The sequence below is a fragment of the Veillonella sp. CHU740 genome, assembly GCF_003992055.1.
Lineage (GTDB): Bacteria > Bacillota > Negativicutes > Veillonellales > Veillonellaceae > F0422.
Window position 1 is genome coordinate 72,362 of the sequence record NZ_RQVD01000005.1, and the last position, 16,140, is coordinate 88,501.

Annotated in this window: 15 protein-coding genes; 3 read left to right on the forward strand and 12 right to left on the reverse strand. The window is 40.0% G+C overall.

Annotated features, from left to right (window positions below):
- Nucleotides 1-51: 51 nt before the first annotated feature.
- From EO115_RS04345 to EO115_RS04355, 3 genes are read right to left on the reverse strand one after another with little or no spacing between them, the layout of a single operon-like run.
- The gene (locus tag EO115_RS04345; protein ID WP_126937760.1) at nt 52-1,227 is read right to left on the reverse strand and encodes a metallophosphoesterase; all 1,176 of its coding nucleotides are present in this window, start codon (nt 1,225-1,227) and stop codon (nt 52-54) included.
- 22 nt (nt 1,228-1,249) lie between these two features.
- A complete protein-coding gene (gene mutY / locus EO115_RS04350; RefSeq protein ID WP_126937761.1) occupies nt 1,250-2,392 on the reverse strand; it encodes an A/G-specific adenine glycosylase in 1,143 nt (380 codons plus the stop codon).
- Nucleotides 2,389-2,916 carry an 8-oxo-dGTP diphosphatase gene (locus EO115_RS04355; protein WP_126937762.1) on the reverse strand — a complete coding sequence of 176 codons (528 nt, stop codon included), beginning with the start codon at nt 2,914-2,916 and terminating at the stop codon, nt 2,389-2,391. Before EO115_RS04355 ends, mutY begins: the two co-directional genes overlap by 4 nt.
- An 89-nt stretch (nt 2,917-3,005) precedes the next feature.
- On the opposite strand from EO115_RS04355, the gene EO115_RS04360 reads away from it, so the two are divergent.
- Genes EO115_RS04360 through EO115_RS04370 form a run of 3 tightly spaced genes read left to right on the forward strand, consistent with a single transcriptional unit; the run spans nt 3,006 to nt 4,731 of the window.
- Nucleotides 3,006-3,788 carry a DUF4931 domain-containing protein gene (locus tag EO115_RS04360; RefSeq protein WP_126937763.1) on the forward strand — a complete coding sequence of 261 codons (783 nt, stop codon included), beginning with the start codon at nt 3,006-3,008 and terminating at the stop codon, nt 3,786-3,788.
- Nucleotides 3,788-4,504: a metallophosphoesterase gene (locus EO115_RS04365; protein WP_126937764.1), complete on the forward strand. Its 717-nt coding sequence runs from the start codon at nt 3,788-3,790 to the stop codon at nt 4,502-4,504. Before EO115_RS04360 ends, EO115_RS04365 begins: the two co-directional genes overlap by 1 nt.
- Entirely contained in the window at nt 4,501-4,731 is a 231-nt protein-coding gene (locus EO115_RS04370) for a hypothetical protein (RefSeq protein ID WP_126937765.1), read from the forward strand. Before EO115_RS04365 ends, EO115_RS04370 begins: the two co-directional genes overlap by 4 nt.
- A 263-nt stretch (nt 4,732-4,994) precedes the next feature.
- Here EO115_RS04370 and EO115_RS08550 read toward each other — a convergent pair whose 3' ends face one another.
- The 9 genes from EO115_RS08550 to EO115_RS04410 all read right to left on the reverse strand — a co-directional run bounded on the left by EO115_RS08550 (nt 4,995) and on the right by EO115_RS04410 (nt 16,051).
- On the reverse strand, nt 4,995-5,075 hold the full coding sequence (locus EO115_RS08550) for a putative holin-like toxin (protein ID WP_370447269.1): 81 nt from the start codon (nt 5,073-5,075) through the stop codon (nt 4,995-4,997).
- Nucleotides 5,076-5,559: 484 nt separating this feature from the next.
- Nucleotides 5,560-6,240, reverse strand: coding sequence for a PepSY domain-containing protein (locus EO115_RS04375; protein ID WP_126937766.1), 681 nt, complete (start codon nt 6,238-6,240; stop codon nt 5,560-5,562).
- A gap of 333 nt (nt 6,241-6,573) precedes the next feature.
- Complete coding sequence (locus EO115_RS04380; RefSeq protein WP_371413187.1) at nt 6,574-8,205, reverse strand: L-lactate permease; 1,632 nt, start codon at nt 8,203-8,205, stop codon at nt 6,574-6,576.
- 219 nt (nt 8,206-8,424) lie between these two features.
- Nucleotides 8,425-9,546, reverse strand: coding sequence for an Ldh family oxidoreductase (locus EO115_RS04385; RefSeq protein ID WP_126937767.1), 1,122 nt, complete (start codon nt 9,544-9,546; stop codon nt 8,425-8,427).
- Between the two features lie 407 nt (nt 9,547-9,953).
- Nucleotides 9,954-11,048 (reverse strand): M48 family metallopeptidase, encoded by a 1,095-nt coding sequence (locus EO115_RS04390; protein ID WP_164724049.1) that lies wholly within the window; start codon nt 11,046-11,048, stop codon nt 9,954-9,956.
- A 173-nt stretch (nt 11,049-11,221) separates the two neighbouring features.
- On the reverse strand, nt 11,222-12,574 hold the full coding sequence (gene dnaB, locus EO115_RS04395) for a replicative DNA helicase (protein WP_126937769.1): 1,353 nt from the start codon (nt 12,572-12,574) through the stop codon (nt 11,222-11,224).
- Nucleotides 12,575-12,620: 46 nt separating this feature from the next.
- Nucleotides 12,621-13,067: a 50S ribosomal protein L9 gene (rplI, locus tag EO115_RS04400; protein ID WP_126937770.1), complete on the reverse strand. Its 447-nt coding sequence runs from the start codon at nt 13,065-13,067 to the stop codon at nt 12,621-12,623.
- Nucleotides 13,064-15,088, reverse strand: coding sequence for a DHH family phosphoesterase (locus EO115_RS04405; protein ID WP_126937771.1), 2,025 nt, complete (start codon nt 15,086-15,088; stop codon nt 13,064-13,066). The genes rplI and EO115_RS04405 overlap by 4 nt, the downstream gene beginning before the upstream one ends.
- A gap of 15 nt (nt 15,089-15,103) precedes the next feature.
- Nucleotides 15,104-16,051: a YybS family protein gene (locus EO115_RS04410; protein WP_164724050.1), complete on the reverse strand. Its 948-nt coding sequence runs from the start codon at nt 16,049-16,051 to the stop codon at nt 15,104-15,106.
- Nucleotides 16,052-16,140: the final 89 nt, after the last annotated feature.

Consider the following 16,140-nt stretch of genomic DNA (forward strand, 5'->3'; position numbering starts at 1 on the left):
TTAGCTATTACCTTCATTATCATTTACACTTATGATAATGGATGTCAGTATTTATAAGATCGTAAACACTGTCACTTCTCTAGCACAGTTCAATCGCACTGGAAACCAATGTCCTGACCCACGGCTTACATAAGCAAATAGCCCCTGTTCTTCGTAAAGTCCTTTCCAATACGGCTTATACACGGGAACCAGGTTCATCCCCCATAGATTAATTTGTCCTCCGTGGGTATGTCCAGATAATATTAATGGGATATGTCTACGGAATGCTTCCGGAATAAAGTTCGGATGGTGCGCCAACAAGATAGGATAGCCATGCTCTGGGATGCCTTTCATTGCTTCATCTAAGGCACGAACATTTTCTCCTTGTACATCATCTTTAAAATGATAGTCCATGCCTACCAAGTACACAGGACGAGGTCCATCTAATATCTGCTGATGGCTGTTGCGATACATGTGCATCTTAGTTTGGCTCAACCGCTTCCACACATGTTCTACATCCACACGGTATTCATGGTTACCTAAAATATAATCGATGCCATCAGGGAAATCTTTCACACGGTCATCTAAATACTCTGCCACCTCATCAAGGTATCCCAGATCATCGATTAAATCTCCGGTGATGACCAAACGATTTGGCTGTTCACTGGCAACGGCATCTATCATTTCTTTCAACTTGTCCATGCCAATGAATGGCCCTATGTGAATATCGCTGAGTTGTCCAATTTTGTATCCTTTCAGTACCTCTGGTCTATCTTTCAATGAAAGTTGTAATTTGCGCAATTGCAGTTCATTATTCCCTTGAAAGGCAGCCACTGATCCTGTAACACCCACCACAGCCGGTACCACTACTGCCGTGCGTTTGAAGAAGTTCCTCCGTGATACATCTAGAGAATCATCATGACTACGAGACTTATTTGCTAAGTACATGAGCCCATAAAAGATACCGAATACGGACAATATTCCAAAGGTAGCTACTAAGGCTACTACGAGTCCATTCAATTCTGTCAGAATAGGGCGCCCTATGGCAAGGCCTATTCCATCATGAACAGTATACAGGAATCGTTGCAATAGAATCGTCCCTATACCAATACCAAGACCTACCAAGAGCCCTCGCTTAAGGCCGTTGTGTTGCTTTGTCTGTCTAAAAAGGGCAATCAAATATCCAGTAACAGCCCCTAGCACAGCCATGCCGAATACTAAAATGCCTGCTAATATATATATTCTCATCTATATCACTCCTCGGTATAGATTAACAAAGATCAATGAACTTGCCATGAGGACCCGCCCAAGGTAACACATGAAAGGCCTCTTTACGGCAGAGAATCCAATCTTCCTTCAAAGGGATAATCTGACCTTGTGCTACCGCTTGTTGCACCGCTTCATCACCTTCCAAGACGATCGGATTCGACGAATCTATTGCTACCTCTGTAGCTTCCCCTCGGTATCCTTTCATAGTCCATTTGCGATGGCTAAAGATATGAGTCACTTCCTTTACCATAGGTCGATCCATGACGACCGTAACCCCAATAGATTTTAATAACTCAATTAGTTCTGCTTTACGGCTCTCTGCTGTGCCACCTTCCACACTTGGAAACTCCCACATATTTTGCAGTAATCCCTCTTTGGGTCTTCGATGCAATAGGTAGTACCCATCTACTGTAGAAATAATTCCTACGTATAATTGGACAGATTGTACCTTTGTTTTCTTAATCCGTATCGGTAATTGTTGCTCTGTCCCTGCTGCTTTTGCTGCACAATCCTGCACTAATGGGCAAGACTCACAACGAGGTGTTTTGGGAATACAAATAGACGCTCCAAAATCCATGAGGGCTTCGTTGAAATCGCCTGGTCGATCGTAGGGCATAGTCTCTTCTACCAAGGCGGTAATCCTCTTTTTTCCTACTGTACCTAAAATATCTTCATGGATATTATATAGGCGAGCATAGACACGAAGTACATTCCCATCTACGGCCGGTTCTCGAAGGTTATAGGCAATGGAAAGCACTGCCCCTGCTGTATAAGTACCTACACCTTTTAAGGATTCCATTTCTTTCCGTGTTCGTGGCACTTGGCCCCCATAGGTTTCTACCACTTCTTTCACACCTTGGTGCAAATTGCGAGCCCTAGAATAATACCCCAGTCCTTGCCAAGCACGGACTACTGTATCTTCTTCGGCACTAGCTAAACTTTCTAAGGTTGGAAATTGCAACACCCAGTTTTCAAAATAAGGACGCATGGCCTCAATTCGTGTTTGTTGAGACATAACCTCAGACACCCAAATACGATATGGATCTTTACTTTCACGCCAAGGCAAGTCACGCTTATGTACATCGTACCAATCTAATAAATGCCGTGTCCATGCCACTTGGCCTTGCTGTTCTACTTGTTTCACTTCATACCCTCATATATCCAAGCCGTCACACGGTCCACATCGTCACTCTCTAGGATTTCTTCTACGGCCATGAACTGCATGGATTCTATCGTACTATTATCTTCTTTGAAAGTAATAACACCTTTCAACTTCTCATCGCGCCAAATCCGTGGAATCCACTCTTCATCACCGGCCCACATATGGTCAAATGGCGTCTTCTCCAAGGTAAACCAATGGGGCTCCATTTCTTCCGATTCCAGAGGAATCCCTTGAAACTGTTCCACTATATATACATAACTAATATGGCTCAACTCAGGTGAATAAGGAAATTGAAAGTCCAACAGCGCCACTGCCTGTAAGTCTTCTTGCTTCACTAGCAAAGAGACTTCCTCAAACACTTCACGCACAGCGCAAGCACGGAAACTTTCACCGTCCTCAATTTTACCACCAAATCCATTATAATAACCGGCTCCAAAGCCACGTTTTTTTCGTCCTAATAAAAATAATTCTTCCCGTTTCGGAAAACATAATGTTGTAGGTCTCATAATTCCTCCTATTCTTTTTTTATTATATCATGTTTCACACTTTCATAAACATCGTCCCCTATGATACTATAGTACTAGTGAGGTGAACCATGAAAGAACCATTAATTTTTGATATTGCTCTGGGGCAAACAAAACCCGACAGCATGCACAATCGCGACGGGCACTGCCCATTTTGCGAGCCCTCGCAATTAACCGATATATTAGATACATCTGGGCCCATCATTTGGCTCATGAATAAATACCCTGTATTAGAACGCACATGGCCTACTGTTATCATTGAAACGCCACCCCATGTGCACACAGAATATTCTAAATTACCCTTTGCAGATGCGGTCCACATTTTAGAATTTAGCCGAACCAAATGGGAACAGGTGAAAGCCGACCCTCGTTTTGCATCTGTCTTATTCTTTAAGAACTATGGCCCTATGTCTGGCGGATCTATTTATCATCCGCATAGCCAAATCATTGGTCTAGAGGACTACGACTATCGCAAAGATATTCATGTGGAACATTTTGTAGGATGGCCTATCCATGAAGAAGATGGCCTTCGAATCACCTTATCGAATCGTCCTATCAATGGATTTTTCGAGTTTAATATGTGCTTCGATCCACAATTAGATACGCCTATTTTGGCCAAATACTTACAACGTATCTTACGCTACCTATTAGAAGGCTTTTCTAAATATGCGAAGTCTTATAATTTATTTTTCTACGATATTGGCGACGGCTTTCACTATACAAAAATTGTACCACGTTATGTGACATCTCCTCTCGTCATCGGTTACGGAATACCACAAGTATGCCATGAGGAACGAGCCTTAGAAGTCATTCGTCAAATCCAACCGTATTTACACAATCCTTTGGAGGTTTAATGAAAGTTTTTGCCATTGGCGATTTACACCTATCTGGGCAACCACCAACAAAACCTATGACCATCTTTGGTCCCCACTGGGATAACCATTGGGAGCGCATCCAATCTCATTGGCGGGAACATATACAACCTGATGATCTAGTCTTTCTCGTAGGTGATATGTCCTGGGCTATGCGCCTCAAAGATGCGCAAATCGACCTAGATGCGATCTCTGCCTTGCCAGGCAATAAGTTTATGATTCGTGGCAATCACGATTATTGGTGGACGAGCCTACAAAAAATGAATACCCTTATGGAGGGACGTATTACTTTTTTACAAGGTAGAGGTCTCTACCACAATGGCATCGCCTTCGGTGGCACAAAAGGATATATCTATCCTCAAGACCCTTTCTTTAAAGAAGAAGAGGATCGTCATATTTATGAACGGGAATTAATGCGTACAAAAGCTGCCCTAGATGCTATGGAAACAGCCATTACTGAAAGTGGCGATGATCCATCTCAGGTAACACGCATACTGTTACTGCACTACCCACCAACCTTAGAAAATCATGCCAATGGGTTTACAGACCTGTTAGAACAGTACCATGTAGATCACTGCGTATTCGGTCATTTACATGACAAAACGTCCTTTCAAAAAGTACCCTCCTATTGGGGGCATACACAATTACACTTAGTCTCAGCCGATGCTGCTAATTTTATGATGAAGGAGATACCATGAGCCGTATCCATAAAGAACACTTACAAGCAGGGTACATCTTTGGTGACCCTCATAACTCAGAATACCTATACCTACCAGCCGGCGAAGTAGGATCCAGCGACCCTCGATGCATATTCGAACAAGGCCCTACCAAAGAAGACCTAACCCTAGACGAGGCATGCCGTATCATCGATCGATATACACTAAAACCATGTAAACACCCTAGCCTAGGGAAACGGTCCTTTTAAGGTACCATCTACCTATATTGGTTGTACTATGTTTTGACAAATTTATTTATGTATATACTATGACAATATCATATGTCATTCATAATAGAATACCACCTATAATAAAATAAGTAGTCTTACGCGAAAAACTATGTTATACTAGACATAATAAAAGAAGAGCCATCAACGTGTCGTAGGCGTTAGGCTCATCTCAAATACTAGAAATTTGATTTGCCTAACGTGTTAAGTACTTGCAATACTTATCTTGACGTTAGGCTTTTCACTTACATATTTAAGTAAGTTAAAAATGCTATCACTAACATTCCAAATTGTATTAGTAAACTAAAAAATTCGAATGGTGTCATAGTATCACCTCCTCCTACTACTTAGGAAGAGATGAACCCAACTCACGTTGATAGTTCTTCTATATGTATAGTATAACACATTTTTACATTTCGTTAATATAGATTAAAATAATTATCAATTCCCTAAGGAACGCAGTTACGTGTAAAACACCAGAGGCGTTCCTTTTTTAGTCTAAATAAAGCAATACTAGAAGAGCACGACATAATTGACAAACCTAAGAAATGCAGTTACTTGTAGAACACTAGTTGCGTTCCTTTTGTATCTGAATAAAGAAACCCAGAAAAGCGCGGCATACTCCTGAACAAACCTACCGTAGGATCAGTTTGAGAAGGAGTGTGCCACGCTTTTCCCTTTGCCCTTAATCTAGACAAAAACGCCACTGGCTTCATAGTGAAACCAGTGACGTTTTATCGTAAGGGTATTTTATTTGTGTTTTATTTGTGTTTATATAGTAAGGGAGTTTTAAGGAGAGTAATACTAGGATTAGTATTTGCTAGTTTTCATTTTGACATTGATAATTTCGCCAGTCAATGCATCTACTTTGACTTCAGCTTCTTTACCACTGCCATCGATCATATCTAATTCATACATTAAACGACCATTATCTTTTTCTACAGACCAATCCATCGCTTCGAAAGTACCACCCACTTTTTCTTGGGCTTTTGTTTCTGCTACTTCTGGCATGATAATATCATTTACATCAAATGCTTTAGACATTCCATGCATACCTTTCATAGCTTGACCATACATCATAGAGCCATGTTGTTTCATATGCTTACCATTGCTACCGTGTTTCATAGGTTTTACTTCTGTACCTAAAATTTCACCAGTCTCTCTGATGTGCATTTCAATTTTTTGTCCGCCTGCATAGCCTTCTACTTCATATGTTGGGTTATGTTTTCCATCATAAGAAATAGATGTAATTTGTGCATCTGGATAGATGGATTTGAAAGTCGTTACAACACCTTTATAATCTACGTCACTTAAAGGCAATACACTAGGAACTACGCTACCTACACCATTCCAAGAGCTAATCTTTGCCATTTGATCTGCTGGCATGCTTTGCATCATAGCTGTATTCGCAGCATTTGCTACACCTGCTGCCATCATAAGTCCAGCGCCAAAAGCCATTACAGTTGCACCTAAACGAAACATTTTTTTCATAGTTTCCTCCTTCACGTGTCATACTAGACCGTGCATCTTAATTTTTTACCAAGAAACAGTAGCTGTTTCTAACTTGGTTATATCTTACCTCTTCTCTATGAATACATCATGAAAAAAATATGAGCCTTCTATGAAATTATTATGAACAATATATGAAGTTTTACAGTATCATATAGATACTATATTCACTGCCCTATATCATCTAGCATCTAATAATACACCATTGTATTCTCTAAGATGCATTGGACATATAAGCTAATCAACAGAGTAATACAAAAAGAGACAACACCGAAATGTTGTCTCTTTGTCTGTTTATTGTATGCTAGATAGTAATTAGTGCTTAACCATTGTTAAGATACCTTCCAATTGTGGGAAGAAAGCTTGTCCAAAATAAGTTAAAATACCAAAAGCGATTAGATATAACAAGAAGTATTTAGATACATGAACCATAATGGAACTTGCATCAATGGAGTGACGTAACTCATCTGCTTTTTGTGCATCAATTTTGTTTTCTTCAATGAATGTATTCAAAGCAGGTCCTACAGCACCAATCGCAATGGCAATACTTTGTGGGGAGAACATTTTACCAACACCAGCAGAGCCAGAGTTAGTTGCTGCTAACCACAATGCCAATGTATCGTGACCAGGAGTTAATTGATGGGCTGCTGCTGTTTGCAATGGTCCAAACAATACGTTCGCATTTGTACCAGAACCAGTTAAGAACGCGCCTAACGCACCAATAACAGGAGCAAATGCTGGATACATAGAACCAGTTGCTGCTACTAAAGCATTCGCAATCATGCCAGTCATACCAGAGTATGTCATCAATTTAGCTGTAACAACTACAGAAATAATTGTTACATATGTCAATTTTAAAGTTTTCAAGGTATTTGTCAATACTTGTTTTTGAGTTCCAAGACCTGCTTTTTGGATGAAACCACCAATCAAAGCAGAAATGAAAATCATAATACCAGGTGTTGCAATCCATACGAATGTGTAAGGTTTTGCATTTACGCCAGCATGGATAGGTACAGATGTTTTAAATACCATCAATGCATTATATACAGGTGGTACTAATTTGGAAGTACCAATCAACAAGATAAAGATTAAAATAAATGGGGATGCTGCAATTAAGCCTTCTTTAGCAGATACTTTTTTTGCTCCCATATCAACTTTATATTCTGGGTCGTTTACAGGCATAATTTTTGCAATAGCTATAATAACAGCCATGATAACAATAGAGGAACCCATAACGGCAAGTTCTGGACCACCTGCATACATATTAATTAATAACTCAGGAATGGCTAATGCAAACCCCGCTATAATAGTTTGAATAAATACGCCCTTAATTGCTTTCACGCCACCAGCAATAATACCAACAATAAAGAGTGGAGTCACTACATTTAAAATAAATAATTGCGCTGCAATGAATGTACCTAATTCAGCTGGCTGTAAACCAGTTAAAGATGCTAATGTAGTTGTTGGAATCGCAATAGAACCAAATGTTGTTGGAACGGAGTTCGCTACCAAACAAGCCAAGATAGATTTTAAAGGATCAAATCCTACTGCCACCATCATCGCTGCTGGAATCGCAACAGCTGTACCGAAACCAGCCATACCTTCCATAAAGTTACCAAAGCCCCAAGCTAATAATAATGCTAAAATACGCATATCACTAGTTACGGAAGACAACATAATTTTAATTGTATCCATGGCTTTTGTATGAACTACCAACTGGTATGTAAAGATCGCCGCTGTAATAACCAAAAGAATTGGCCATACTGCAAGAGCTACACCTTCCATAGCTCCAGTATACATAATATATGCATTTTCTCCATAATAGAATACGGCTAAAATATATGTACCAATTGCTGCTGCCAAACATGCTTTCCATGCCGGCATTTTTAATATTGCCAATGCTACGATAAGCCATAGTATCGGCAAGACTGCTAAAAATATATCCATATTAACAATCCCTTTCTTTTTTTTGTGAATCACTTAAATTCATCTCTAGCATACACACAGAGTGATATAAACAAATAGAGAGGAAATCCACAGATTCCCTCTCTCATATGTTCTAAGATGTTGACTGTTGCCAGTCTCTAAGAAGTATTCCTTAGGGATACAAAACTACTGATTCTGCATCGATAAAGATTTTTAAATTGTCAGTACGTACACTACGGATTAGTAGTTGGATGCTACTGCTTTAGGTGGCTCATAGTCGCCGAAGTATTTTTTAGGATCCAATTTTAACAAGTGACATACGTCGAACAATTCAGCCACAGTTTTATCGATAACTGGCACGCCTTCTTTACGGCAAACTTCGATAGCTTCTGCTTCTTTTTCACCATGAGTGTAGATGCGGTCAGCGCCTTCAGCTTTAGGAGCTTCACGAAGTTCTTGTAAGAATGTGGAGAAGTGTTTTTTAACGTCTTCTGGGTTACCGAAGATAGCTGGGTTGATAGCCATGAAACCATGACAGATGTTGGAACGGCCACCAGTCATACATTTATTGGATGTGCCACCTTGAGAGAAGATAGATGCGAAGATTTCGCAAAGCATACCGTAACCATAACCTTTGTGGGAACCTAATTGTTCAGTGTTACCACCTAGAGGCATGATACCACCACCAACGTGATCGGAGATGTTACCCAATACTTCGCCAGCATTTTGAGATGCTTTACCATCTTTGTTCAATGCCCAACCGTTAGGTAATTCTTTACCTAATTTGTTGTACATTTCTAATTTACCACGAGTTACTACTGTTGTAGAAGCATCGAAGAAGAAGTTGAATGGTTCAGCTGGCATTGTAAATGCGATTGGGTTAGAACCAAGCATTGCTTTACGAGCAAATGTAGGAACCATGATAGCTTCGGAGTTTGTGCAAGAGAAGCCAATTAAACCTTCTTTTAATGCAAGGTCAGCATAGTAACCAGCGATACCATAGTGGTTAGAGTTACGAGCAGATACGATACCGATACCGGATTCTTTAGCTTTTTTAATTGCCAATTCCATAGCGAAATGACCAACTAATTGACCCATTGCATCATGGCCTTCGATAACTGCAGATACTGGAGTTTCGAAAACAACTTCTGGTTTTGCATTAATGTCGATAAGACCTTTTTCGATACCTTTGTGGTAACGAACTACACGTTGCATACCATGGGATTGGATACCGTACATGTCGGACATCATCAATACGTCTTTGATGATACTAGCTTCTTCAGGACTGAAACCAAATCCTTCGAATGCGTCTTGACAGAATGCATTAAGTTTTTCTTCTTGGATGTAAACAAAATTTCCCATCTTTAAAACCTCTTTCCCTAACCATAAAAATACTTGTGACATCTACGAATACTCCTCAACAGATTGTCACGACTCTTGATACGTAAATTATAGCACACATGTACACCACATGGAATAGAAAACCCTTAGTTATCGCTATTTTTTCCTTATCATATATGCATAGTTACACCTGATTTATGTTATATTTATCACACGTTGATATGAAAAGTAGTATTCTTAAGCCTTTAATTAATTATTACTTTTAGTTATACATTACTCATATTCTTCATCATATCCTCATGTAATTTTTCATGCACATCGAAGAATATAAATAGAAATCTAACTTTTTCGTTCTTCTGTATCGACATATTTCTATAACAATGCTTATCAAGAATGATTACATATGAAAGTTTTTTCTATTTCTTGTTCTATTTTTTTCCTTTTTTGTTATCTTTTTTTGATCCAGATTCATCACTAATAGCAGCATTCATGTTTTTTGCGATTTCAAAAGCTGCATCATAATTTGGCATCGTTACAATATTCGTACTACCAATGTCCACTGTCGTTCCATCTACACGAGCGCCACCAATCGTATTATCATGGTACAACCGTGCTAGCTTGCCGGCTACTAAATAGGCTCTCATAGTAGGTGTATATTTACCACTTTGCGTACCTTCATAGACAGATTTTCCGTTGATGAAGACAATATTTTTATCTACTTTGACATGTTTACCAGAAAACTCTTCTAAGCGCTTTAAGTTATCTAAAATACGTTGTGATGTTTTAGGATGATTGTTTGGTGCAATCACTTGTGTGATTCCATCTGTATACAATTCACCATATTTATTTTTAATAACTTCCATTGCTACTGCTGCACCGCCTACATTGAAAGAAGAATCAGCTAGCAATTCAAATCCAAACTCATCTGCTTTTTTCTCTTGGGAAACACTAAATACTTGATTCTCTAAATAGTTTTCAGCAACCCCTGCTGCCACTAATCCCATATCACCTGAGTTGTATGTAGCTGCTGATAATACTGTAGACAACACCGCACTCTTTTTAGCACCATTCACAGAATCTTTATGCTCACCATGACCAAGTTCATGACCCACTACAGCCGCTAGTGCATCATCATCTAACATATCCATAGTTCCCTTATTAATTGTCATAACACGGCCTAGTGCCATAGAAGCATTAAAATCTTCATCAGGATTTACATACACTTCATAGCCTCTTTTTACTAGTTTAGATTTAGTAAGCTCATCTACTATTCGTTTGGCACGCATTTGATAGGCATAGTTATTATAAACTCCAGTTCGATCTTTTCGTTGTTTAAGCATTGCCGCTTGCCCTGCATCCGTATTGTCTAGTTCATTTAACTGATGATGCTCAGCTATACCGCCTAGAATACTTTTACCAATAGACTCTAGCAACGCATGCGCCTCCACATTTGGCATTCCACCCGCCAAAACTCCCAAGGACAACGCACTTACACACACTAAACGTTTCCAATTCTGTTTCATAATGCACCCCACTATTATAACGATATGTGTTCTCATAGACACACTTTCAAATATAGTATACTGTATCCTCTAAGATTTTGGCTAGATTCAAGATAGAAAAAGACTATCTTTCATATAGATGTCACTTACACCCAAAAAAGATAGTCTTGTATATATCGTTATTCAGTTGTTAATTACATACCAGGGTCGTCTTCTCGATACGCTAAGTCCCTGAATCTTGTATAGGATCCTTCGAACCACAATCGGACAACACCTAATTCACCATTACGATGTTTACGAATGATAACTTGTGTTTCTACACCACTACTAGTATCTTCTGTATCTTGATAGTTTTCACGATTTAAAAATGCTACAATATCCGCATCCTGCTCCAATGAACCAGACTCACGCAAGTCACTTAACATCGGCGTTTTATCTGCACGACTTTCAACACCACGGCTCAACTGTGAAAGTGCAATAAGCGGTACATTAAATTCTCTGGCCATTATTTTCAATTGACGAGAAATAGCAGATACCTCTTGTTGGCGATTGTCAGCCAGTTTTTTACCACCATTTTCCATCAACTGAATGTAGTCTACAACCACCAAGCCTAGTTCACCATGTTCTTGAATAAGTCGACGCAACTTTTTCTTCATGAGCTGTGGAGTCAGTCCTGATGTGTCATCAATATACAAAGGCGCTTCTGACAAATCATTCAATACGGATACCACCTTGCCCCAATCTTCTTGGCTCAATTGACCATTGCGAATCCGGCCAGAATCAACGCCTGCTACCGAAGCTAATACACGGGCTACTAGCTGGCTCTTAGACATCTCCAAGGAGAAAAACGCTACATTCTTTTTAGAGCGCATGGCTACATTTTGAGCAATATTCAATGTAAATGCCGTTTTACCCATGGATGGACGGGCTGCTACCAAGATCAGATCTGACTTTTGTAAGCCGCTCGTAAGGGTATCCAAATCTCGGAATCCTGTAGAAACCCCTGTCAAAATCCCTTTATGCTGTTGTAGTTCGCTAATGCGACTCACTGTCTCATACACAACATCTTTCATGGCGGAAAAGGAAGATTCACTCCTCGTTGCACCACTGATATCTAACACTAGCTGTTCCGCTTTATTGACGATATCTTCGGTCTCTTCTTCTTCTCGATAAGCCATAGCTTCCAGAGAATTGGCTACATGAATGAGGCGACGCAATTGTGCTTTTTCACTGATAATACGCGCATGCTCTTCCACATTATATACATCTAACATATCTGCCGTTAAAGACGTGATATAAATAATGCCACCTACGGCATCCAGCTTTTGTAATCGTCGCAATTCTTCTGCTAATAAAATATGATCGGCTCTGCGATTTTTATTGACTATCGTCACTAGTGCTTCATAAATAACCCTGTGATTATCACGGTAAAAGTCCTCAGCTTTCACGAGAGAACTCACCGTATCAAAGGCATCCTCATTGAGCAGAATCGCCCCTAAGACAGCCCTCTCTGCTTCCACACTATGGGGTGGTATTCGTCCTTCCATACTTGTCTCCTATCATAGAAAAGAGGGGCCTCAGCCCCTCTTTCGATTACCCTGCTACTACTTCTACAGTAATGGTAGCTGTAATTTCTGGATGCACGCGAATCAATACTTCATGAGTACCCAATGTTTTGATTGGCTCTTTTAAGTCGATTTTCTTTTTATCTACATCAACTTTCACTTGTGCTTGTAATGCATCAGAAATGTCTTTACCTGTCACAGAGCCAAATACGCGACCACCATCACCCATTTTCACTGGAACAGTAACAGACACTTTAGACAATTGACTAGCCAATACAGTAGCTTCATCAGAGTCCACTTGTTTTTTGTGCGCTTGAGCACCTAATTTTTGTTTTGCATTATTTAAATTTTGTGGAGTTCCTTCTAGACCTACACCTTTTTTAATTAATACATTACGACCGTATGCTTCAGATACTTCTACGATTTCGCCCTTTTTACCAACTTTTTTTACATCTTCTAATAAAATTACTTTCATTCTAATTCCTCCTCAGATTCACGTTGTAATTCTGTCATATAAGAAACGGCTACATCAGTCACCCAATGGCGGGCTTCTTTCAAAGATTTATTATAAATTTGAGCTCCCGCCACAGTGCGATGACCTCCGCCACCGACAGCTTCCATAATTACTTGCACATTGACTTTCCCTTGCGACCTAGCGCTCACACCAATGCCACCATCAGGCAGTACATAGAATACAAAACTAGCTTCTATGCCTTCCAAGGTAATCAATTTATCCCCTGTCTGTGCCGCAATCACAGTGGCATTTTGTGCGTTTTCCGGTGCTTCTGTGAAAGCCATATTCGCAACCTCTTCTGCAGATGCCAACATAGCTGAGCGCATACGCATGCCTTCAAAACTATCCATAAACAAATGTCGAACCAACGATACATCGGCTCCCGATCTTCGCAAAAAAGAGGCTGCTTCAAAGGTGCGCGCTCCTGTTTGGACCACAAAATTCTTAGTGTCCACCACAATACCCGCATATAAACCGCTGGCCTCAATATTCTTGAGCGTCACATGGTCAGGGAAATATTGAATCAACTCTGTCACCAACTCACTGGTGGATGACGTAGATGGTTCTAAATATGTAAGTAATGGAGAGGCAATAAAGTCAGATCCCCGTCTATGATGATCAATGACGACACGACGTGTTGACTTTTTCAAAGCCGCTGGAGCCGCTACCATTTCAGATCGATGTACATCGGTAACAATCACAACCGTGTTATCTGTTACAAATTGCTCCGCTTCTTCACCATCAATAATTAATCCTTTAAAATCCGGATGATCTACGAGAACTTCCACCAATTTACGAACTGCCGTCGAGTTTGGACTCAACGCAATATGCACAGGTTTATGCAAGGCTCTCGCCATGGCCGCTACCCCTACAGAGGCACCAATACTATCGTAATCTTCTCGATCATGCCCCATCACAAGAACACGGTCGGAATCCAGCATAATCTCATGCAAGGCATGAGACACCACACGAGCCCGTACACGAGTATTTTTTTCATTTCCCGATGTTTTGCCACCAAAGAACTTTACATCTTCCCCGTGATACACACACACTTGGTCACCACCACGGCCCAATGCAATTTCCAAGGCAGCCTTTGCCTTTTCCCCTTGTACTTTCACAGAATCCGTAGTCAAAGCAATACCCATACTAATGGTCGGCGGAATGTGCTTCGAGGTTGTTAAGGCCCGTATCTTATCTAACAGATTAAACCTTTTTTCCATCATTTTCAGCATTTCTGCTTTACTAATACTGAAAGAATACGTATCTTCTGTAGCGTTGCGAATGAATCCATCGTGCTGATCTATTTCCGTCACAATCAATCGATTCATATCTGACCACAATTGGGTATATTCGATATCGCTGAGACCTGTCCGCAAATCTTCAATATTATCCATAGTGATAAACCCAAGAGCTGGCACCATAGCCATAGCGTTGTTCTTTTCTCTTTCAATATCTGAAATATCATCGAAATAAAAAGCCATGTAAGATTCTAGTTCATCACTATCTACGTCGGAATACCTAGACTTAGGTGCTTCCAACGTTTTATAGAGGACGCGGTAATATTTACCATCAATCTCCTCATGAAAAAATCCAGATTTCCCCCAATACTTATCAATTCGCAAGGTAGGAATAAATCCACTTAATTTCATAGTTTTATTGGAATCATTAGGCAGCCAATCTTTGAATACACTATTGCTCCAACAAATCACATTATTTTCATCAATAATGACGATACCTACTGGTAAATTTTGCAATGCAAAGGTCGATGCTTGCGTAATTCCCTTCGCCATTCTATCGAATTGCGCCTTCCGACGATGTCGCCCTCTACGAATCGTACGACCTACAAACATATAGGCCCCTACGACTACGATGAAAGCCAACATAGCTAGCTGCCAATTCAAATATAATATAATGCCTAATAACAAAATAACGATGACGGCAGCAGTAATTTCAATCGTACTGTATTCAGTTTGTATATCCATGCTACCTCCTTTGTATTACTCAGTTCGTTTTTTCCACCGTTCCTCTAGATTCATGAATACATCTATAGCCCCAAAGATAGCTGCAGATTGAGACATGAACAATAATACAATGAGAACTAACCATTGTACGAATTTAGGTGGGTTATAGGTCTTTGTAATACGCCATGCACAAGACAAACCTCTTATAAATAGCATTATACCACCTAAATACATCAAATTATAGCCTATATATTCAAGACCTGGTACATATTGTTTTACAAAATAAGAAATAAGCCCTACTAAGAATAGATGCAATGCCCAATCTGGGATACGCCATCCTTGTATGGTTGGCATCTCTGGTACTTCATAAGTGCCAATTCGTTTGACTACAATATAAGTTAATCGGTTGATAATATAAGAAATAGCAATGCCAGAACAGAATAGGCCTGCTACTAGTACTTTTTTCATAATATCGATTTGCTGTTGCAATGTTGTCATAGCCAGGCTGACTTGATCTTCACCGAGACCTTGCTGTACATAGACTTCACGCATACTTGTTTCTATTTCTTGCTCTAAGGATGTCCACATCTGTACAGGGTCCATATGTACCATCCATGCAGACACCCAGAATTGAAACGCCACAGATATCATCAACACAATGGCCGGTAACAAAAGAAGCTTTGAAATCGACCACTTTTGGCGCAATCCATATCCAATCAAGATGCCGATAACACCAAAGACTCCTCCTTCAATCAGTGCCGTTAATGGGCCTAATAAAAAGGCAATTACGATGACTGCAGCTACCACAGATAGCACACTCCATCGAAGTCCATGTCGTACGCCTACAATAGCAATTGTCATAGGCACTAAAATCGATCCAAAGAACCCTAACATAGGGACACTCAGACCAATCATAGCAAAGATAATCATCAAGGCCGTTAATAAGCCTGATTCTACAATCGATCGACTACTTGTTTGATTCATATTGATTACTCCATAGTATCTCGGCCACTGCATACTTTGCAGGTCTGCCGTTCAATCACTAAATAAATAGACATATGACTATTGTCATA

What these genes read in the sequence shown, in the direction of transcription:
- EO115_RS04390 (WP_164724049.1), bottom strand. Translation starts at nt 11,048, where the DNA reads ATGAAACAGAATTGGAAACGTTTAGTGTGTGTAAGTGCGTTGTCCTTG.
- EO115_RS04375 (WP_126937766.1), bottom strand. Translation starts at nt 6,240, where the DNA reads ATGAAAAAAATGTTTCGTTTAGGTGCAACTGTAATGGCTTTTGGCGCT.
- EO115_RS04345 (WP_126937760.1), bottom strand. Translation starts at nt 1,227, where the DNA reads ATGAGAATATATATATTAGCAGGCATTTTAGTATTCGGCATGGCTGTG.
- EO115_RS04360 (WP_126937763.1), top strand. Translation starts at nt 3,006, where the DNA reads ATGAAAGAACCATTAATTTTTGATATTGCTCTGGGGCAAACAAAACCC.
- rplI (WP_126937770.1), bottom strand. Translation starts at nt 13,067, where the DNA reads ATGAAAGTAATTTTATTAGAAGATGTAAAAAAAGTTGGTAAAAAGGGC.
- EO115_RS04370 (WP_126937765.1), top strand. Translation starts at nt 4,501, where the DNA reads ATGAGCCGTATCCATAAAGAACACTTACAAGCAGGGTACATCTTTGGT.
- EO115_RS04365 (WP_126937764.1), top strand. Translation starts at nt 3,788, where the DNA reads ATGAAAGTTTTTGCCATTGGCGATTTACACCTATCTGGGCAACCACCA.
- EO115_RS04380 (WP_371413187.1), bottom strand. Translation starts at nt 8,205, where the DNA reads ATGGATATATTTTTAGCAGTCTTGCCGATACTATGGCTTATCGTAGCA.
- EO115_RS04355 (WP_126937762.1), bottom strand. Translation starts at nt 2,916, where the DNA reads ATGAGACCTACAACATTATGTTTTCCGAAACGGGAAGAATTATTTTTA.
- dnaB (WP_126937769.1), bottom strand. Translation starts at nt 12,574, where the DNA reads ATGGAAGGACGAATACCACCCCATAGTGTGGAAGCAGAGAGGGCTGTC.
- EO115_RS04410 (WP_164724050.1), bottom strand. Translation starts at nt 16,051, where the DNA reads ATGAATCAAACAAGTAGTCGATCGATTGTAGAATCAGGCTTATTAACG.
- EO115_RS04385 (WP_126937767.1), bottom strand. Translation starts at nt 9,546, where the DNA reads ATGGGAAATTTTGTTTACATCCAAGAAGAAAAACTTAATGCATTCTGT.
- EO115_RS08550 (WP_370447269.1), bottom strand. Translation starts at nt 5,075, where the DNA reads ATGACACCATTCGAATTTTTTAGTTTACTAATACAATTTGGAATGTTA.
- EO115_RS04405 (WP_126937771.1), bottom strand. Translation starts at nt 15,088, where the DNA reads ATGGATATACAAACTGAATACAGTACGATTGAAATTACTGCTGCCGTC.